Origin of the sequence: Vibrio japonicus (assembly GCF_024582835.1) — a bacterium.
GTDB classification, from domain to species: Bacteria; Pseudomonadota; Gammaproteobacteria; order Enterobacterales; family Vibrionaceae; genus Vibrio; species Vibrio japonicus.
The window spans coordinates 2,615,115-2,634,075 of record NZ_CP102096.1; the positions used below are offsets into that span (position 1 = coordinate 2,615,115).

The 18,961-nt window shown below is 40.0% G+C and carries 18 protein-coding genes and 1 pseudogene; 4 read left to right on the forward strand and 15 right to left on the reverse strand.

Annotation, left to right across the window (positions count from 1 at the left end; genetic code table 11):
* Window positions 1–311: 311 nt before the first annotated feature.
* From NP165_RS12410 to NP165_RS12425, 4 genes and pseudogenes are all read right to left on the reverse strand, one after another.
* The gene (locus NP165_RS12410) at window positions 312–1,490 is read right to left on the reverse strand and encodes a capsular polysaccharide export protein, LipB/KpsS family (RefSeq protein WP_257084217.1); all 1,179 of its coding nucleotides are present in this window, start codon (window positions 1,488–1,490) and stop codon (window positions 312–314) included.
* Complete coding sequence (locus tag NP165_RS12415) at window positions 1,480–2,379, reverse strand: glycosyltransferase family 2 protein (protein ID WP_257084218.1); 900 nt, start codon at window positions 2,377–2,379, stop codon at window positions 1,480–1,482. Before NP165_RS12415 ends, NP165_RS12410 begins: the two co-directional genes overlap by 11 nt.
* The gene (locus tag NP165_RS12420; RefSeq protein WP_257084219.1) at window positions 2,369–3,139 is read right to left on the reverse strand and encodes a hypothetical protein; all 771 of its coding nucleotides are present in this window, start codon (window positions 3,137–3,139) and stop codon (window positions 2,369–2,371) included. The genes NP165_RS12415 and NP165_RS12420 overlap by 11 nt, the downstream gene beginning before the upstream one ends.
* Before the next feature lie 135 nt (window positions 3,140–3,274).
* Window positions 3,275–4,340: pseudogene (locus NP165_RS12425) on the reverse strand (ISAs1 family transposase).
* 395 nt (window positions 4,341–4,735) lie between these two features.
* Between NP165_RS12425 and rfaD the strand changes: the two are divergent.
* Entirely contained in the window at window positions 4,736–5,677 is a 942-nt protein-coding gene (gene rfaD / locus NP165_RS12430) for an ADP-glyceromanno-heptose 6-epimerase (RefSeq protein WP_257084220.1), read from the forward strand.
* Window positions 5,678–5,743: 66 nt separating this feature from the next.
* Window positions 5,744–6,700 (forward strand): lauroyl-Kdo(2)-lipid IV(A) myristoyltransferase, encoded by a 957-nt coding sequence (gene lpxM / locus NP165_RS12435; protein ID WP_257084221.1) that lies wholly within the window; start codon window positions 5,744–5,746, stop codon window positions 6,698–6,700.
* Between the two features lie 55 nt (window positions 6,701–6,755).
* Here lpxM and NP165_RS12440 read toward each other — a convergent pair whose 3' ends face one another.
* From NP165_RS12440 to NP165_RS12455, 4 genes are read right to left on the reverse strand one after another with little or no spacing between them, the layout of a single operon-like run.
* Complete coding sequence (locus NP165_RS12440; RefSeq protein WP_257084222.1) at window positions 6,756–7,724, reverse strand: glycosyltransferase; 969 nt, start codon at window positions 7,722–7,724, stop codon at window positions 6,756–6,758.
* 2 nt (window positions 7,725–7,726) lie between these two features.
* A complete protein-coding gene (gene coaD, locus NP165_RS12445) occupies window positions 7,727–8,218 on the reverse strand; it encodes a pantetheine-phosphate adenylyltransferase (protein ID WP_257084223.1) in 492 nt (163 codons plus the stop codon).
* Window positions 8,219–8,248: 30 nt separating this feature from the next.
* Window positions 8,249–9,328 carry a glycosyltransferase family 9 protein gene (locus NP165_RS12450; RefSeq protein ID WP_257084224.1) on the reverse strand — a complete coding sequence of 360 codons (1,080 nt, stop codon included), beginning with the start codon at window positions 9,326–9,328 and terminating at the stop codon, window positions 8,249–8,251.
* Window positions 9,325–10,422 carry a glycosyltransferase family 9 protein gene (locus tag NP165_RS12455; protein ID WP_257084225.1) on the reverse strand — a complete coding sequence of 366 codons (1,098 nt, stop codon included), beginning with the start codon at window positions 10,420–10,422 and terminating at the stop codon, window positions 9,325–9,327. Before NP165_RS12455 ends, NP165_RS12450 begins: the two co-directional genes overlap by 4 nt.
* A 71-nt stretch (window positions 10,423–10,493) precedes the next feature.
* Between NP165_RS12455 and NP165_RS12460 the strand changes: the two genes are divergently transcribed.
* Together NP165_RS12460 and NP165_RS12465 are read left to right on the forward strand one after the other, a co-directional pair.
* Complete coding sequence (locus NP165_RS12460) at window positions 10,494–11,216, forward strand: 3-deoxy-D-manno-octulosonic acid kinase (RefSeq protein ID WP_257084226.1); 723 nt, start codon at window positions 10,494–10,496, stop codon at window positions 11,214–11,216.
* A gap of 9 nt (window positions 11,217–11,225) precedes the next feature.
* Complete coding sequence (locus NP165_RS12465; RefSeq protein ID WP_257084227.1) at window positions 11,226–12,104, forward strand: WaaS/CpsH family glycosyltransferase; 879 nt, start codon at window positions 11,226–11,228, stop codon at window positions 12,102–12,104.
* Here NP165_RS12465 and NP165_RS12470 read toward each other — a convergent pair.
* The 7 genes from NP165_RS12470 to NP165_RS12500 all read right to left on the reverse strand — a co-directional run bounded on the left by NP165_RS12470 (window position 12,101) and on the right by NP165_RS12500 (window position 18,957).
* Window positions 12,101–12,985: a hypothetical protein gene (locus NP165_RS12470; RefSeq protein WP_257084228.1), complete on the reverse strand. Its 885-nt coding sequence runs from the start codon at window positions 12,983–12,985 to the stop codon at window positions 12,101–12,103. The genes NP165_RS12465 and NP165_RS12470 overlap by 4 nt on opposite strands.
* An 11-nt stretch (window positions 12,986–12,996) precedes the next feature.
* Window positions 12,997–13,737 (reverse strand): glycosyltransferase family 25 protein, encoded by a 741-nt coding sequence (locus tag NP165_RS12475; RefSeq protein WP_257084229.1) that lies wholly within the window; start codon window positions 13,735–13,737, stop codon window positions 12,997–12,999.
* Between the two features lie 9 nt (window positions 13,738–13,746).
* On the reverse strand, window positions 13,747–15,036 hold the full coding sequence (waaA, locus tag NP165_RS12480) for a lipid IV(A) 3-deoxy-D-manno-octulosonic acid transferase (RefSeq protein WP_257084230.1): 1,290 nt from the start codon (window positions 15,034–15,036) through the stop codon (window positions 13,747–13,749).
* A gap of 3 nt (window positions 15,037–15,039) precedes the next feature.
* Window positions 15,040–16,089, reverse strand: a complete 1,050-nt coding sequence (gene waaF / locus NP165_RS12485; protein WP_257084231.1) for a lipopolysaccharide heptosyltransferase II — start codon at window positions 16,087–16,089, stop codon at window positions 15,040–15,042.
* Window positions 16,089–16,940 (reverse strand): glycosyl transferase family 90, encoded by an 852-nt coding sequence (locus NP165_RS12490; protein ID WP_371133670.1) that lies wholly within the window; start codon window positions 16,938–16,940, stop codon window positions 16,089–16,091. The genes waaF and NP165_RS12490 overlap by 1 nt, the downstream gene beginning before the upstream one ends.
* 81 nt (window positions 16,941–17,021) lie before the next feature.
* Window positions 17,022–18,218, reverse strand: coding sequence for an O-antigen ligase family protein (locus tag NP165_RS12495; RefSeq protein WP_257084233.1), 1,197 nt, complete (start codon window positions 18,216–18,218; stop codon window positions 17,022–17,024).
* On the reverse strand, window positions 18,199–18,957 hold the full coding sequence (locus NP165_RS12500; RefSeq protein WP_257084234.1) for a glycosyltransferase family 25 protein: 759 nt from the start codon (window positions 18,955–18,957) through the stop codon (window positions 18,199–18,201). The genes NP165_RS12495 and NP165_RS12500 overlap by 20 nt, the downstream gene beginning before the upstream one ends.
* Window positions 18,958–18,961: the final 4 nt, after the last annotated feature.

Below are 18,961 nucleotides of genomic sequence, written 5' to 3' on the forward strand. Positions count from 1 at the left end.
GCAACATAAATATTAAAAATTATTATTACCGGGAAGATAAAACCTATTATGCATTTAACTAAATCTACATTACCATCAGCATTCAAGACCCAAAAATAAATAAAACACGTTGATACAAAAAAATAAAGGCTACCTCCTATTATAAATTTTCCAGAGATAATTCTCTTATTCGAAATCAATACCCATACAAAAGAAAGTACGAACATCGCTAGAGAAAATCTGAGTGGTATATATCTACTAGCACCATCAAAAAAGAAGCCTAGTTTCAAGGGCATTAATAAGGAATAGATATAAAAAAAATACTTATACAACTATACAACCTCTATTCTCTTTATAATCTCTGCATATTCATGGATTGACACCTCATCTGTAGAAAAGTAATCTATGTTAACCAACCAGTTAGCAATAAATGATTTCAACCTCCTTTGATCAAATTCCTGATAAATAGCTCTCCCTAACACAACCACTTTTTTTTCCAATATTATAGCCTCTAAGCCAACTGTTGAATTAATCACACAGACACATCTAGATTTTTCTATCAAAAAATTAGTATCCATATTAACAATGAATATATCTCTCCCAGAAATGTAGCTATATATCTCTTTTATTCTGCATTCATCAAACTCTGCCGGATGAATTTTAATAAATAAGGGGTAACAATACTCAGCCGCAACCTTATAGGCTAAATCTATCGCTTGTAAATTCCCAACATTGCTATTAATCTTTAACTGAGAGTCACCGGAAACTTGAAGAGGCAAAAATACATACCCTTTGTCAATATCGACCTTGTCACCGTTCAAGTTTATTTTTTTTCTACTTTTTGGCCATCTTAGTGAAAACTCATTAGAAAATGGGAGAAATGAGACTAAAGAAAAAATCCTATCGAAGTAATAGTTATACTTATTAGTACCTAGCAATTTTGTTTGTGGTAAGAGCTCTTTTTTTGACAAACGCCACTGTTCTTTCCATTCATCAAATTGCTCTTGAGACACATCAGGAAGCCCATCTAATACATCAACATGAGCATACAGCCACGACTTTGCATTAACTCCCTCAGGATCAACAAACAACTTATTTGGTAGGTTAGATATCTCAAAGTATCCTACTTTGATATCATTTAATTTAGCGTAGTATTTTAGAGACAACCCTGCAGTTGAAGAGCCATTCCATACAAAAATGTACTTGAAACTCCTATTGATCCCACTTATCGATTCACGAATTGAATGCCCATAAAATTTTGCGTATTTTTCGGACTGATTTCCATTCAACACATCAAGTGAAGTCTTATACTCTTCACTCCGTTCAGAAGGTACACCTGGTCTCTTTAATAGATAACTATTAAAACCTTGTCGCATTAATTCTTTATGCGAACTTATAGAATCAGTCAAAAATGAAAAAACATGCCCATACTTTTCACCCGCCTTTGCTATCCTAGTAAAAAACGATACCCTTTCATAACAATCAATAAATACCAATACATTAGCGCACATACTTAATAAACCTAAACAATTTGTATAACTCTCTATAGAAAATGCTTGGAAGAAAACTGGATAATTGGATGATTGTTTTTTTTACAGCACCAAATTTTCTCAAGTAATCTATCTGAAGAAACTCTTTATAATTACCATTACTCTTATTTATTAAAGATAGAAAATAATACCTAAGAAACTCTGATTTATATAACCTTGACGCATATATAGATTGGTCATATCTCAGCTGCTTAACGTACAAAGGTAATTTAACTGAGTCAAAATACCTTTGTGATAATGAGTTGCTATCACTAATGTCGTAATAGCTAAGTATTTCATCAAAATAATACGTTTGATTACGACTGGATATACGACAAAAAAACTCTGGATCTTCTTGAACTCTGATAGAACAATCAAAGCCGCCTGAATTCATATATACACTGCGTTTAATACAGAAGCTAGATGCTGTCATTACCAAGTTGCCTTTTGATTTCTCCTTGTGATAGAAGTAGCAATCCTGTTTAAAAACTTTAGGGTTTTGATTAATAGTTTGCATGGCTGAATCATTCTTTATCTGTTTAATCTTCCATGAGACTATATTTACCTCTTCCCTCTTAATAATTGAACTTAGTATGGGAAATACGGACTTGTTATAGTAATCATCTGCATCTAGAAACATTAGATATTCAGCATCTGATAGATTGGCTCCCTTGTTTCTAGAGTAACTAGGTCCACTGTTTTTATCATTTCTCACATAGGATAAGTTGTCCCAATTACTTAAATCTATTTCTTCTTCTGAACAATCATCTATAACGTAGACATGATTAACATAATCAAAGTCTATAGAAGCTAGTGCCCTTTCTATACATTTGGATTTATTGTAAAAAGGAATTATAACATCAATCTTCATACCAACCTGCCATCATTTTTTTAAAAACGTCAATTCTATTTATACAATATATATCGTTAAATCGACTCATAACAGATAGCTTTATTATAAGCATTAATGATAGAAGCTTTCCAAAGCCATATTTTAACACTGCTCCCTTAGCTTTTAACACTTTAACTCCGCCAGTTATAACCGTGCTTTCTAATGGGTGAGCCACAATATAACTTGAAATATATTTTATTTTTTTATTATGCTTTTTTGCATCAAATAAATATATTGACTCTTCTCCACACAAATATTTACCACCAATACCAAACCTTTCATCAAATTTAATATTACAATTTTTAGTTATTACCATTTCAATTGAACATACATTCAGGCAATCAACTCTGTTGTACCATTTATTTTTAGATGGGTATTTTCTAAACTCAGACTCACTTCCAATAGATTTAACTTTAAAAATACCAATATCAAACTTATATTTTTGGTAGTTATTTTTTATAATATCATCAAATTTTGGAAAAAAATTAATATCATCATCTGCGATCAGCTTTAAGTCTGCATCAGATGACATTAGTGCAATATTCCTACTTCTTGTTAATCCTACTGTTTCAGTTTGTATATATTTCACATCACTTCTTTTAAGAATGTCATTTGGTAAAATTCTTACAGTTCGAAACTTCTGATGAACAATAATATATCTAACACCTTCTTTTTTATCTGGTAAAGATAATTTTGTTATTCTGTCAGAAAACGTTGATATTAGAACATCTAATGTCATATTGCTGGCCTTTTGGTTACTTTGAATAGCAGGGCAAGATTACGAAGCTCTTTGCCCGGCATTGTTGATATAATACGGACAATTCATGAACTTTCCCTTCAGGCAAAGCTTGACAAAACCTTCAAAAGTCACTAGTCACACATCGCTTTTATGCTTAATATTCGCTTTTAGTGTCGTTTCACTCTTCAGCATGTTAAAGCACATCTGCCTGACCCTTGCGAAGTTCTCTGCACTCTCTTCCGATCTTTTTCTACAACTATCTTCCACAGATTCAGTCTCTCAACTCGACCAACCAATGTGAACGCGTGGCATTTAACAATTTCCTTAGCATTTAAATTCTTCGAGCTAATGTAGCATCTCACCGTGATTGCTGACTCTTTTGCTACGGCTTCTTCTTGCCTTACAGAAACGACGATACCCATTGTTTTTAGCTTCGGCCAATCAAATTCCAAGTCACCTAAAATACTCAAATCTGTGTTGGTTAATGCCAACCTAGTTTCTTGTCTGCCTCGCGATCTTTCTTGCGTACTATAAAAATCACCATCGTGCTTTTTTGTAGAATGCTCATATCGAAATAATTATCGAATGCTTGCTCTAAACGACATTGATTGCCTTTCACCGCTAGCAAGTAATCTGCGTTCTTATTTAGAATTTTTTGAGCAATTTTCTTTGACATCCCATGGCATCAATAGCGACCAAACAATCCGACATATCAAGCAGTTAGAGAAAATCTGGGATGGCGGTGATTTCATTGCTTTATTCGTAGACTTTATGCTGTCTTAAGCTCACCCCATTATCAGTCGCAAAAGCGTTGACCAAATGAAGAGAACCAAATTCACCAGAGTCATCGTAAGAGCCTCGAACGGTTTTACCATCAATGGCAATCACTTCACCTTCTGTTAGTTCACAGCAATCCTTCATCCATTCAATAAAGCATTTCTGTAAACGAGTGGCGTTAATTATTCCCATTGTTCTAGCTATAATCGAGGTTAAAGGAACGCCGTGACTAAAATCGCCAAAATCGCTTCAAGAAATCCAACCGAGCCTCACCGTAAAGACTAATTGCTTTCCAGTCATCTTGACCAGAAAGCACAGCACAAATTATTAACAGAATGATATCAGTTAACTTGTGCTCGACTTTGCCTTGTTGTCGGTAATCAGGAATAGCATCGAAATGCATAAATGGGTGCTGGTTACTCATCGTTGGACCTCCAATTTGTCTATGGAGGTATTAGAAAACACTGAGCATGAACTACAAATCGATCATCGGACAATTGATTGTTATGTGATAACGCTAACTATTGCAGTTCAAAAATTGAGAACTCAATACGCTGAGCCCCCTTTAAACATGGGCATGTTCATGAATTTTCCCTGATCAAGCACGCTACCGCCCTTGGGTCACACTCCCAAAAGCAAAGTTCCATTACTACAAATAAAAAATTGTGCAAAGTATATCGAATTGTGCATGTGAAATAAACGAAGCATAACCGCAAACTAATGAAGGTTTTACTTGGTATGTTTTTTCCCCACATAGCCCACCTAAACTCTCCATGATATACTTCAACTAACTCCATGGTTTTTATACAAGGTACTTACATGATCATCGTAACCGGCGGTGCTGGCATGATTGGCAGCAACATTGTTAAAGCTCTTAACGAGCAAGGAATTAACGACATTTTGGTTGTAGATAACCTGAAAAATGGCAAAAAGTTCCAAAATTTAGTCGATCTTGATATCGCTGATTACATGGATCGTGATGATTTTCTTGTGCAGATCATGTCAGGTGAAAACCTAGGTCCTATCGATGCTATCTTTCACGAGGGTGCTTGCTCAGCGACAACTGAGTGGGATGGCAAATACATGATGCTCAACAACTATGAATACTCAAAAGAGCTACTGCATTACTGCTTAGACCGTGAAATCCCATTCCTTTATGCCTCTTCCGCAGCAACGTATGGCGAAAGAGATACGTTCGTAGAAGAAAAGCAATATGAAGGTGCACTTAACGTGTATGGCTACTCAAAGCAGCAGTTTGATAACTATGTACGCCGAATCTGGGAAGATGCGCAAGCACATGGAGAAAAACTCTCTCAAGTGACGGGTTTCCGTTATTTCAATGTATATGGTCCTCGCGAACAGCACAAAGGCTCAATGGCTTCGGTTGCATTCCACTTGAATAATCAAATGAATGCTGGTGAGAATCCAAAACTTTTCGAAGGCAGTGAACAGTTCAAACGTGACTTTGTTTATGTGGGTGATGTTGCTGCGGTGAATCTGTGGTTTATGCAAAATGGCGTATCAGGTATTTTCAACCTAGGTACTGGTAATGCGGAGTCGTTTGATGAAGTTGCAAAAGCCGTAATTACCCATCACGGTAAAGGTGAAGTGGAAACCATTCCATTCCCTGAGCATCTAAAAGGTGCCTACCAAGAGTTTACGCAAGCCGATCTGACTAAACTACGTGCCGCTGGGTGTGATCACAAGTTTAAATCGGTTGCAGAAGGTGTGGCCGAATACATGCGAATCATCAACGCGTAGCCACTTTAGATGATGTCCAGCCCAACCTCATGGGCTGGCTTCCGCCAATAAGAAAAATCAAATCTTATGTCAAACTCTCGAAACGATTACGATCCAAAAGCGTATAATCCTGAATTTAAAATGGCGTATCTGGCTCCAAAGCACTGGGGAGTCTGGCTCGGTCTTTTTCTGGGTATGCCAATAGCACTGTTGCCAAATAAAGTCAGGGCCAGTATTGCGCAGTTTGCAGCACGTAAATTGGCTAAAAAGCAAAAAGGCCCAGTACAGAAAGCGCGTATTAACCTTGGCCTATGCTTTCCTGAAAAGACGGAAGCAGAAAGAGAACAAATCATAGAGAAATGCTTGGCGACCGCTGGTACTTTCCTACTCGGTTTTCCAGCAATCTCGCTTCGCAGTAAAAAATGGCTTGAGCGACATTCTAAAATCACGGGTTTAGAGCACCTGAAAAAGCTTCAAGAAGAAGGACAAAGTGCCATTTTGTTGGTCCCTCATTCTTGGGCTATTGATATCCCAGCCATCTTATTAGCTTCCCGTGGTTTACCCGTTTCCGCTATGGCAAACAGCCAGAAAAACCCACTCACAGACTGGCTAATGCATAAGCAGAGAGTTCAGTATGGTGGTCGTGTTTATGACCGTAGCGGAGGCATCAAACCTTTCATTAAGTCGGTCAAGGATGGCTACTTGGGCTACTACCTACCCGACCAAGATCATGGTCCGGAACAAAGTGTTTTCGTTGATTTTTTTGCAACAGAAAAAGCAACGTTGCCAGGGTTAGGAAAACTGGCCAAGGTCAGTAAAGCCAAAATCGTCCCGACATTTGCGAGCTACAATGTCGAAACGGGTCAGTACGAAATCGAGATAAAACCACCAATGGCTGATTTCACAGGTGATGAGCATGAAGACGCTCGTGCAATGAACATCGTGGTGGAAGAGTTTGTAACCCCTAAACCTGAGCAGTATATGTGGATTCTAAAACTGCTTAAGACCCGTCGAGATGGAAATGATCCATACGTGGGGTACTAAACTTTGTTTAGGCAATGAATAAGGGAGCGATGATCGCTCCCTTATATGTTTTAAATTACTTGTGATATGGCAAGCGCTTGTAGTCCTTTAGCACATCCCCTAGCACCGGATTGAGTTTATGGCCATTAACCACTTGCTGATATTTTTCCACGTACATTCGCGCCATCACATCTGCGTTAAATAGATCTCTCGCATATTCATGACAACGATGCGCAGAGTATTCGTCTGCATTTTTTACCGCGGTAACAAGATCTGATTCATTCGCCGATAGAAAACCCACTTCTGCAGGTACTAACTCAGGCAAAGAACCATATGGTGTGGCAAATACCGGGCATCCAAAGTACATACTTTCAGTAATCGCGAGTCCGAACGGTTCGTGCCAAGTCACAGGAAAAATCAAACCTTTGGACTGGGTCATGATCTGAGATTTGGTTGTATCATCCACCATGCCCAAAAATCGAACATGCCTATCCAATGTTAATCTAAAACCCATTTTCAAGTTCAGTCGATGCCCGCCCAACACATCCAACTTTTCTTTTGCTTTCTTGGTGATGTCGATTGCGCCTTGAACATTTTTAACTCGCCATGCGGCTTTACCAAGAAAGTGGAATCTCTCTCTCTTTGCGTTCAAGTTTGGCGTTAGGTAGTTATCCCAATTTAAACCATTATGCACAAACGCCTCTGCACCATGATTTATCGCGTGCTGCTTCGAGACAAAAATCGTGTTCGCATCAATAGGCCCAGCAGAATTGCCATGCTGCGTATAAACATAAGGACAGTTAACAGGCTCTAAATCTGAGTGAAAGTGCACCACATCGATGTGAGAAGGAATTTGCTCTGCGACAGGTCGCTCAGGTTGATACTCGATAACCTCAGCCCAATCACACTGTGTCCCTTTCCCTGCCAGCAAAGTGACTTTGTGCCCCGCGAGATGAAGCGCATAGACCAAATCCCAAATGACTCTTTCTGTACCACCATAGTTTTTCACTGGTAACGTCGCACGAGTATAAACTAGGATATTCATCTCTAGTTCTCCTTCGCTGCATTTGTTTTCTTGAGGATGGCACAATGTACACATGGCGGTACAAACGTCGCTATATCACCACCGTGAATCGCGACTTCACGAACCAGCGTTGAAGATAAAAAGGCGTACTCTTCAGATGGCGTTAGGAACAAGCTTTCAAGCTCCGGCTTTAAGCGTCGATACATAGTTGTCAGACCAAACTCATACTCAAAGTCCATCGTAGTTCTCAGGCCTCGAACCAGAATAGTCGCGTTCTTTTGAGTGGCAAAATCGACGAGCAAACCACTGAACCCATCGACAGAAACATTGGGAAGCTCTTTACAGGTTTCTCGAAGTAAGTTGACCCGCTCTTCGAGACTAAACAGGGTATTTTTACTTGGGCTGGCTGCAACGCCAACCACCAACTGATCAAACATACTTGCCGCACGTTTGATTAAATCGTAATGGCCATTGGTGACCGGATCAAAGGTGCCTGGGTAAATGGCAATACGCATACTATTCCTTACTTTTAACTATCAGCTCACTTAATCAGCCATTGCTTGCTGGGCTCTATCTTCTCGAGAGAAATCGCTAGACTCTAATGCCTTGTCGAATTTTTCAATCACCTCTTCCAAAGTGATTCTCGACATCAAATCTTTCCCTTTAACACGGGCTCCCCATGGTAACTGAGACACAGGCTTACCATATTGCTCCTGAGCGACTTCTTCATAAGCGGAGGCAACATAATCCAAGCTATTATATGGCCCCGTTCGCTTAGGATTGCTATGTGCGTACAAGCCGACCACTGGAGTCCCCTGCGTTGTCGCGATATGGGCAGGGCCGGAATCAGGAGCCACGACTAACGACGCCTTGCCCAGAACTGCGGTTAACTGCTTGAGAGATGTTTTACCTGCCAAATTGATGCAAGGGGATGTCATCTGTTGCTCTATCGTATCAGCGAGTAAGCGCTCTCTATCAGTTGGCGCGCCGCAGAGTACGACCTGTAAGCCCTTACTGCATGCATAATCCGCCAGTTCGGCGTATCTCTCTGTGAGCCAGTTGCGCTCATCTTTACTCGCAGCAGGACTGATCACGATATAAGGCGATGAGATTGCGTCTGCCAATTCAGAATCTGCTTTTGTTAATGGGATTTCCCACTGTGGAGATTGCTGTGGGCATCCTAAGTAATGGGCAAACTCTGCAAAATTATCCAATACATGCTCAGCGTTGTTTACTGGTAGCTTTTTATTGGTGAATAGCCATTGCCCTTCTTTTGCTCGTGGCCAGCTAAACCCTAATTTTACTTTAGCCTTGATACCAAAAGAGAGCAGACTCGCCCTCAGTGCTACCTGCATATGCAATAGATAATCAAATCGCTGATCTTTTAGCTGAGTCCAAACAGACTGCATGCCTTTAAAGCCCTGCTTTTTGTCAAAAATGACAACATGGATCCCTGGCAAATCACCAAGTAATTGCGCCTCAACCTTTCCCATCACCCAGGTGATTGCGCACTTAGGGTATGTCCGCTGTATTTGCTGCACAACGGAAAGCGCGTGGCACACATCACCAATCGCAGATAAACGGAGAACGCAAATAGAAGAAGGGGTTAACCGTTCTTTACTCATTCGATCACCTTTAGCGGTATCATTTCTTTCACCGCCTCAATCACTCGTTGCGGTTTAATATCTTGCAAACAAGGGGAGTAGAAATCATCACTGATCTCGCATTTGTTTTTGTAGCAAGGTACACAAGAGCGGTCTGATTGCAGTAGCAAAACATTGCCTTTTACCTGCTTAAGACGGCCATTGGTATAGAGATTGTGTTGATGGTCAACAGGCATATTGTATGGCCAAGGGGACCACATACTTGCAGGTGCGACACTAATCAACGAAACGATAGGAATTGGATAGCCTGACGCCATATGCCCCGGTCCGCTATCCGGACCAACAAAGCCATCACTGTGTTTCAGCAGCGTTGATGTTTGAGCCAATGTCAGCTCCCCCATCACACTGAACAAATGCTCGGATTTCGGCAGCTTTTCTAACAGCTCCGATACGATGGTTTTATCTCGTTCAAGTGCAGCGCCAGACAGCACAACGTTGTAGCCTTGTTGTAACATCGCCTCAATCACTTCAATCCAATATTCCACTGGCCACTGTTTAATCTCGTTGGATGACGGTGCGTGCACAACGACATAATTAGCAGGCAATCTTGATACGACGCTTTCTGGCAAAGCTTCTTCGGGAGAAATCAGGCGCGGTACCACATCCACACCAATCAATTCCAGCATGCGGGCCATACGACTCATCTTATGTTCGTATGTATGTCGCTCAATGATATGTTTGTTAAACACCCATTTTTTAAGCCAAGCGCCACCTAGAGTGTCATCAACCGCACCCAATCGTTGCTTGCCGAATACGAAGCTGTATATCGCCGTGCGATCGTTGAGCATTTCATTGACCACCAAATCATAGCGGCCACGCTCTTTTAGGATTCGACGATAATCTTTTAATTTCGGCCTTGGGGGAATCTCGACCAAGTTGTCCACGTCTGGGTTGGTTCCAAAAACCATCTCTCCACGCGCATTCACCAGCACATCAATTTGTGCATTGGGGTATGCTTCACGGAGGCTTCGGGTAAAAGTGGAGATGAGCAGGCTATCCCCAATACAGTGTGTGGCGATAACCAGAATTTTCTGATAGCTTTGCGGACAACTCATTAATCAATCGGTGTTTTGATATACTTTGCTGCTTAGTATGCCATAAACCCACCTAATCTAGACAGTGATTCATGTTTACTCAAAAGCAAATCGGTAATACGACATATTGGTATAACCCCTCTTTTCTAACAGAGGATGTTGAAGCTGCCTTTTCTGTTAATTATTGGAAAAAAAATGACGCGATTATCGGCTCAGCCAAAGGTCGCGGAACCACTTGGTTTGTAAAAGGTGAAAAAGGCGAATTTGCATTACGTCACTATCATAGAGGCGGGCTGTTTGGGAAACTCATCAAAGACAGTTATTGGTTTAGCGGCCTAAGCAATACACGTGCATATCAAGAATTACACTTACTTCAAACGTTGGTTCAACACCAAGTCAACGTGCCCATTCCTATTGCGGCTAAAGTGATTAAATCAGGGTTCACCTACCAAGCGGATATCTTGGTGCAAAAAATCGCTAACGGGAAAGACTTGGTCGCCATGTTGGCACGAGAAAAACTCAGTGAAGGTATGTTTGAGAAGATAGGGAGAGAGATTCGCAAGATGCACGACACCAACGTGAATCATACTGACCTGAACATTCACAACATCTTAATAGACAACCAAAGCAAAGTTTGGATTATCGATTTTGACAAATGCCACCAGCAAGAAGATAGCAGCTGGAAACAAGATAACCTAAGCCGCCTAAAGCGCTCTTTTGATAAAGAGCTAGGATTAGGTACGATCCAGCTACCGGACTATGCGTGGAAATCGATTGATAATGGTTACAGTAAAAAATTAATCGGCGCAAACTAACGGGATACTATGAAAACGCTTGTCTTTTTAGGGTACAAAGAAGATTACGAACAAGTCGAAATAGACGCATTACGTAGAACTTACCATGTTCATCACATCGAGGTAAGCAAGTTCACTAAGCGTCTAATATCTAATGCTTTCTTTTTAAATAAAAAGCTCCAACATTATGTATTTAAGAAAATAATACAGAAAAAAATCGCCACAATAGAAGGGATAGATTACATATTTCTAACAGACTCTTTGAGGCATATTCGCGCAGCAAAAGGGCTTAAATTCAAAAAAATAGTTCTATTTAGGAATGTGTTCGATGGCTCATATTTACACGAACTAGATGAGTTTGAAGTTTACAGCTTTGAAGATAACGACTGCATTAAGTATGGATTTAAGTGCTTCAATGTACCAGCTCCAAGCTTGTATGTAATCGATACTTTAGAGCTAAAGCGAGAAAATGACGTCTCTTTTGTCGGGTTAGACAAAGGGAGGGGAGAGTTGCTAAATGGGATAAAGCGTACCTTAGACAGCTGTGACGTGAAATGCAACATCACCATATTCCAAAAGCATAAGGCGCTAACCTACAATGAGTATTTGGAAGCCATGCTGAATACAAATGCTGTGTTAGAGATAACATCAGGTAATCAAGCCTCCAGCACAATGCGCATTATAGAGGCTATATACTCCGAAAGGAAAATTATCTCAAACAATAAACACCTACTGACACACCAAATGTACCATAAAGATAATTTCCTTATTTTTAAGGATCTGGAAGATCTTGCAAACCAAGCATCTAGCTTTCTGAAAATCCCCTTCAATAAGCACTGCTGTAACGCAGACGCCTATAAAGCTGAGTATATATATGACCAGATTATCAATCAGGAGAAAGGTGCTTAAGGTTTATTTCTACTGAACATTTCCTTTATTTTCTTAGATTTTTTATAAATATGTCCACGAATAACTTCTGATAGAGGCCGAGTAAAGCTGACACTTTTCGCTTGTTTTAGAAGGTCTTCAAATTTCCTTTCCCGGTGGTCAGTGAAAAACTGCTCAAGCACTTTTCGCCCCCAGTTTTTACGACCACTGGTAGAGTAATGATTAAGCCAACTTTTAGCTGGAGCCAGTGAAACAACTCTGGTCAATGCCTCAGATAACGCAAACTGCTCCAATGTATGCGCTGTGCAGCCTTCTTTTCTCAAGGCTTGTATCAATTGATCCGCATAATCAAAAGCATCCGCCTGCCCGCCTGTAATACCAATCACAGCAGAAGCCCACATCGTCGATTCTGGATTCACTCGATACGTAGAGCCATCTTGCAACACAATATCTTTGTTACGAATCACTGCATACTCATTAGTGTCAGGTAACGAGTTAATGTTCACCTCAGGAAAAAACATTAAAGACTGCTGAGAAGAGATAGAATCAAAATAAATATTTGTCGGCTGAGTAAAATAAGTATCCGTATCTAAGAAAAGAAGCTGATCTTCTTTATTCAACGGTAACTGTTCACAAAGGTACTTTAAGCCTCGATTCTTAATTCGAAAATGGTAGGTATTATTTAAGCTCCACTCGGACTTTTGCTCAGGAGAAATGGCAAATAACCTGATTGGCAAATCAGAAAAATGTTCTGTTTCTTCTGCCAAAACGACAACTTCAGGGCGGCTGTCTACGCTACCCTGCCAATTGGCTAAGAAAGATAAAATACAAAACTTAGCGCCCTGATAATAGGTTTTATCGTTCCCGTAGATGACGAAAGTTAGATACTTTTTTGCGGACATAGTGGTGTTACCTAGTACTTAGTGACGTTTTCAAACAGCGCTTTCTGTTTTTTACTCAAGTGACTGCGAACATGGGTCCGGTAACCCTCTTTAAACCAACTACGAACAGTGGCATACAGACCAGAGCTTCGGCCGCTGAGTTCACTAGCAAAAATACCGGTTTTACTTCCTTGGCGAACCAATGGCGGGTGAGTCCAGTAAATGTTGTAATGCAAAGTTTGACGCTCATTGCCAATAAGACCATCGATAGGAGCATCAGTAACCGTACTGTCTAAGAGTTCAACCATTTTCTCTGCAAACTCAAGATCATAAACAAGCCCACCTGTTAGCTTGTTAGTTTTGCATAGGTATAAGCTTTGGTTTGGCTTTCTTATAGAAAGGGGGACTAAGTTAGAAGCCTCTTCAATATTGATTAAGTAACGTGACTCGCCTTTAATTTCTTCTCTAAACTTTTCCAGTTTTTCGACAAAACCCTCAACCAGTAAAGCGTCGTCTTCAAGCACTAAAACTTGGGGAATCTGCTCTTCAACCACTTTTTTCATTACTAGGTAATGCTTGTACAAACAAGACATTTCCGGCAGTGACAAACGGTCAGAAAAGAAGTTATTACGAATATCAGGAGTCAAATCATCAATGTCTCCACGCAACATATACTCATAATCCGTAATCCCACGCTCAGGAAGGTGGCTATCAATATGTTGGCGACGATCTTCGTAGCCTTTGCTGACATGGATAATAAACGTTTTGATCATTTAGAGCTCTCAGTGAATAAAGGAAGCGATTGAATTGACTGTACGTTTTAACGCACCTTGATTGCGCAATACTATATCATATCCCGCTTTACCACTTGCAGATAAAGTCTCTGGAGATGAAAGGCTTTTGACGACTTTTTCTGCTAATTGCTCACTATCAGAAACAACGGTTAGCATTCCAACTCCTATCAACTGATCCGCTAGGTCAGCAAAGTTGTAGTAACTCGGGCCAGTCAAACAGGGTTTGGAAAGTACAGCCGGCTCAATAAAGTTGTGACCACCGACTTTTTTACCCAATAGGCTACCTCCCATAAACACTAAATCGGAAGCTGCGAGCAAAATCATCATCTCGCCCATGCTATCACCTAAATACACATCTGTGCTTTTCGATAGTTCAGTGGCTCTCCCCTGGCTCCTCCTAACACAGGATAAGCCTTGACTTTGGATCAACTCGGCCACGCTATCAAAACGCTCAGGATGACGCGGTACCAAGATAAGTAATAAGTCTGGGATTTTTTCTTTTGCTAGTTTGTAAGCGGCAAGGATGAATTCATCTTCTCCTAGATGGGTACTCGCTGCGATCCAAACTTTTCTGCTCTCGCCTAGCTGCTTGCGTAAAGCACTCGCGTCATCATAAGTCTGCTGCTCGACAGAGATATCATATTTTAGCGAGCCCGTTGTGGTTACTTTTTCAGCCTCCACGCCTAACCCGATAAAACGTTTAGCATCATCACTATGAACTGATAAAAGCGAAGAAATGCTACTTAGGGCAGGTTGAATCAACAAACTCAGTTTTTGGTAGTTGGAAAGCGACTTTTCAGATAATCGCCCATTGACCAGCACGATCGGTATACTTTGCTTGGATACGGTATGAATTGTGTTTGGCCAGATCTCTGTTTCAATAATCAACATGATTTCTGGTTTAACCGTCCGAAGAAAACGACGAACACACCAACTAAAGTCGATCGGCATATAACGATGCACGATTCCATTACCCATATTTTCTACTTGCTGTGCGCCGGTACTCGTCGTCGTCGTTACCAGTACTGCTTTTTCCGGGTAACGTTCTTGAAGCTGAGAAATCAATTTTCGACTTGCCAATACTTCTCCAACTGACACAGCATGAAGCCAAATAACCCCAGAACGGTGCGATTCTAGCTCTGGTGTGATACCGAAATGCTCTCTCCATCGAGAGCCAAAACTCGGTTTATTTGGCCTAGAACGGTATAAGCCCCATAACAAGACGGGGCTTACCAAGGCTAACAATAAGGTGTAACAGTAACGTACAAGCATCTTCATCTGCTATTCCTGGAAGATCACATCAAAGCTCTCGATAGCATGAATAACACGCTGAGGGTTCAGTTCAACCAAGCACTTCAAGTGTTGTTTAGGGCAAGTACGCTCAAAACACGGACGGCAATCGATATCCGTATTGAGTACAGCCAATTTTTCTGTAAGCGGTGGTGTGTATTTCGGTGAACTCGAACCGTAAACAGCCACAACGTTACACCCAACAGCTGCGGCTACATGCATCAGACCAGAGTCGTTACTTACCACCGTTTTACACGCGCCGATGAGATCTACAGCTTGAATTAAGCTGGTGCTACCCGCTAAGTTAGCGCAGTATTGTTGTGAACCTTGGTCAACTTGCTCAATAATCTTTGAGGTGACTTCTCTATCTTTGGCTGAACCAAACAGCCAAACTTGATATCCCTTTGCAATCATAGCGTTTGCAACAGACGCAAAATGGTTATCAGGCCATCGCTTAGCTGGACCAAATTCAGCCCCCGGGCACAAACCTAGTATTGGTCTATCTGCATTAAGACCAAGTTCTTGCATTGCTTGGGTTTGAGCATCAGATAAGATCGTCAGTTTTGGATATGGCAGACTAGACAACTCACCGAGGCATCCGGAGCCTGTCATTTCATGTTTAGAGTGAGCCAATGCAACATATCGCTCCAACATAAACTGGAATGATTTCTTGTTGTTTCGCAAGTCATTCAGTAATCCATAGCGCATTTCGCCTTTCCAACCAACACGCTTAGGGATTTTTGCGAAAAAAGGAATCAATGCAGATTTGGCTGAATTAGGTAATACATACGCCACATCGTATTTATCTGCTTGCAGCGATTTACCTAAACGAAAACGTGTTTTCAGGTCGAACTGGCCGTGCCCTAGTGGCATTTCCAATGCCTGTCGAACCTCTGGCATTCGTTCTAGGATAGGTTTGCACCAAGCAGGCGCTAGTACATCAATCTGTGCGTCTGGGTATTGCTTTTTCAGTTCAATATATAGGCCTTGCGACATCACCATATCGCCAACCCAAGATGGCCCAATTACCAATATCTTCATTATTTGCTCTTTTCGTATTGCCCTGACAACTGGAAGTAACGCTCTAGTGTTTTAATACAAACAAGCTGTTCAAGTTTTTCATTCATAAACGGCTTAATGTACTCATGAGCATTATTGATGATTTTTTCGGCTTCTTCTGGGTGCTCTATATAGTAGTTAATTTTTTCTTCAAAGTCAGAAAAGTCATCTTTGACCTCAATATAGTGTTTCCCTGCTTCCAAGGTCCCTTCCATAAACCAAGTCTCAAACTTCATTTTAGGTGTCACTACAACCGAGTTTGAAGACATGGCCCACTTTAAGTTTGAAGCCACATCGTTCCCCTCCAGGCAAACTAGGAACTTATATTGCAGCTGTTCCTCTACCGACATGAATGGCTTTTTCCACTCCGGATGATCTTGCGATTCGTTGGATTGGCCAGCATCAACTAGTGGGTTACCAAACAATGCTTGCATAAACTTAATACGATGAGGCTGGGTAACCGCGCCGCGGAAAACCGCCATGTCTTTTTTCTCAGTAAAACTTAACTTGTCGTCGACAAAGCGAAAATGACGACGCTTATCTAACTTAAACAAAACCGAGTTTTTATTATCCCCCTCAATAGGGCGGGCCTTGAAAAGAGTCGGCACAGGTTCTATATGTGTCTCATCGCCAAAGTAGTACTCAAACTTAAAGTCTTTCGGAAAGTAGTGAAGGAACTCTTTAAGATCGAAGTAATAAGATGTATAGCCTTTGCGTTTGTAATTCTTAATAGCGACCGACTCTACTGGAAGAGTAAACTCATTGTTCAAATTAACATAATAATTAACACGTCCTAGTACGTAATTCGACAACTCTCTAAACTCACCGTCCAATCTATCCTTATGAAAGTTAAAACACCTCGATGGAGTAACATTCAATAACGCATGTTTAATATAATAAAGAAGCTTCACAAGTTATACGTCCTCTTTTTTCTTCAGCATTAGAACTGAAAATCCAATAAAGAATAGATAATAAACCGCAGCTTGAGCATTAATTAAAGGTGCATCCGTTAAATTGCACAATGAAAAGAACACTGCTGGCCCCCACAACAAAAATCCGCCTTCTTGTAAAGAATATTGAAAGGATAAATATATAGGAAAGATTATAAACAAAAGAAAAACAACCCCTCCAAAAAACCCATAAAGAACAAACTTATCTAAGTAACCATTATGAAATGTCATGGAAACAAGTTTATTAACATAAGGCGTTATTGTCCCTTCTCTTTCCAATTCATCAAACCTATCCTTTATCTTCTTCCCATATCCCAAAATTGGTTTTTCCTTCCATAAATCAAATGCAATACTGTACATTTGAAGCCTTATGCCAATTGACGTATTAAACTCACCTCTTTTAATTGATTCATATTCATTGTACGTACTAGAAATCCTATCGTTAACTAGCGATGTTTTAGAAAGAAAAAAACCGCACAGCACGAGAAAAGAAAGTGAAACAACTAATGTCAATTTACTTCTAAAAAAGAATAATAAGAAAATCAAAAAAAACAAAACCACAAATATAGATATTAGCGGTCCTCTAGATTGGCTTAAAACCAAACCAAAAAAAGATAGCAATGATGATGTACATACAGTTAAAATCAATTTTCCGTGATACTTGCTTATTAAAAGCCCTAACGAACTAATAAGGACTAAACCACATATCGTTGCATACGGAATTGCATTTATAGGCCAATAACCACGCGCAGATCCTGTTAAAAATTGAAATTTATAACCATATAGAGCGCAAGAAATGGAAGAAAGCAGTAAAAACCACTGAAAGTAGCGTTGTTGATAGAAGTTATTAGGTAGTATAAGTAATAAAAACAATACAACCAATGTTGCTCTAAGCTCTCTTGAGTCAAAGCCATATGTAAAATACGCTATAGTTCCGAAAACACCACTCACTACAAGTAATTTTATCCAGAAATTGTTCTTTAAATTTAAAGCTACATACTTAAACTTATAAAAACTAATAGAGACAACCATGGACAACAATACGATAGGAACCAATCGCATATCACCATCCCCATCCCATAACATCCCTGTAGCCATCCAGATTAAAGGAATAAAAAAGACGCCAGTTACTAATTTATCTTTACTTATAGAATGGAACATCTTCAAAAACCCGTAACACTCTCTTGTTAAAGTGGCTAAAGATATATTTCTTATGGTAGTTCTTAACCAAATACTTAAGTTTATCTATAATTGCATCCCCTTCACCATTAATACCACTCGCAAATGTGCCGTTTTTACTACCTTGCTCCACTAGTGATGGGTGTGACCAATAAATATTAAACCCTATTTTATCTCTCATTTCACTCTGGTATGTATCGATTGGTAATTGACTTGGATTTTCATTAAGATATTCATATATTTTCTTTGCTGATAAAAAGTCTATAACATAACCACCAGTCATTTTTGTATAGTTAGCTCGGTAAGTATACCGTCCTTTCTCTCTATACTTAAATGGAACACTTAAATATGCACTCTCGATGTTTACCAGATAATTGGATTTCTCGCTTAACTCATCACATACTTGGGTGATTTTTTCACAAAAACCTTTAGCTAGGTATGCATCATCTTCTAAAACTAGGCACTGTGGAATTTTATCTTCCACTATTTTCTTGTAAACTAAGTAATGCTTATAAAAACACGATTTTTCCGCAAGGCTCAATGATGCGCCTTTAAATAGCTTATCTGTAACTTCATCAGTTAAGTCTTTAATATCTCCGTCAAGCATATATTCAAACTTAGTTATACCGGACTTTGGCAGATGACTATCTATATGCTTTTTTCTCTCTTCATATCCTTCACTAACATGAATTACAAAAACACGATCAATGGGTTGTGTCATTTAT

What these genes read in the sequence shown, in the direction of transcription:
- NP165_RS12410 (WP_257084217.1), bottom strand. Translation starts at nt 1,490, where the DNA reads ATGTGCGCTAATGTATTGGTATTTATTGATTGTTATGAAAGGGTATCG.
- NP165_RS12415 (WP_257084218.1), bottom strand. Translation starts at nt 2,379, where the DNA reads ATGAAGATTGATGTTATAATTCCTTTTTACAATAAATCCAAATGTATA.
- NP165_RS12420 (WP_257084219.1), bottom strand. Translation starts at nt 3,139, where the DNA reads ATGACATTAGATGTTCTAATATCAACGTTTTCTGACAGAATAACAAAA.
- rfaD (WP_257084220.1), top strand. Translation starts at nt 4,736, where the DNA reads ATGATCATCGTAACCGGCGGTGCTGGCATGATTGGCAGCAACATTGTT.
- lpxM (WP_257084221.1), top strand. Translation starts at nt 5,744, where the DNA reads ATGTCAAACTCTCGAAACGATTACGATCCAAAAGCGTATAATCCTGAA.
- NP165_RS12440 (WP_257084222.1), bottom strand. Translation starts at nt 7,724, where the DNA reads ATGAATATCCTAGTTTATACTCGTGCGACGTTACCAGTGAAAAACTAT.
- coaD (WP_257084223.1), bottom strand. Translation starts at nt 8,218, where the DNA reads ATGCGTATTGCCATTTACCCAGGCACCTTTGATCCGGTCACCAATGGC.
- NP165_RS12450 (WP_257084224.1), bottom strand. Translation starts at nt 9,328, where the DNA reads ATGAGTAAAGAACGGTTAACCCCTTCTTCTATTTGCGTTCTCCGTTTA.
- NP165_RS12455 (WP_257084225.1), bottom strand. Translation starts at nt 10,422, where the DNA reads ATGAGTTGTCCGCAAAGCTATCAGAAAATTCTGGTTATCGCCACACAC.
- NP165_RS12460 (WP_257084226.1), top strand. Translation starts at nt 10,494, where the DNA reads ATGTTTACTCAAAAGCAAATCGGTAATACGACATATTGGTATAACCCC.
- NP165_RS12465 (WP_257084227.1), top strand. Translation starts at nt 11,226, where the DNA reads ATGAAAACGCTTGTCTTTTTAGGGTACAAAGAAGATTACGAACAAGTC.
- NP165_RS12470 (WP_257084228.1), bottom strand. Translation starts at nt 12,985, where the DNA reads ATGTCCGCAAAAAAGTATCTAACTTTCGTCATCTACGGGAACGATAAA.
- NP165_RS12475 (WP_257084229.1), bottom strand. Translation starts at nt 13,737, where the DNA reads ATGATCAAAACGTTTATTATCCATGTCAGCAAAGGCTACGAAGATCGT.
- waaA (WP_257084230.1), bottom strand. Translation starts at nt 15,036, where the DNA reads ATGAAGATGCTTGTACGTTACTGTTACACCTTATTGTTAGCCTTGGTA.
- waaF (WP_257084231.1), bottom strand. Translation starts at nt 16,089, where the DNA reads ATGAAGATATTGGTAATTGGGCCATCTTGGGTTGGCGATATGGTGATG.
- NP165_RS12495 (WP_257084233.1), bottom strand. Translation starts at nt 18,218, where the DNA reads ATGTTCCATTCTATAAGTAAAGATAAATTAGTAACTGGCGTCTTTTTT.
- NP165_RS12500 (WP_257084234.1), bottom strand. Translation starts at nt 18,957, where the DNA reads ATGACACAACCCATTGATCGTGTTTTTGTAATTCATGTTAGTGAAGGA.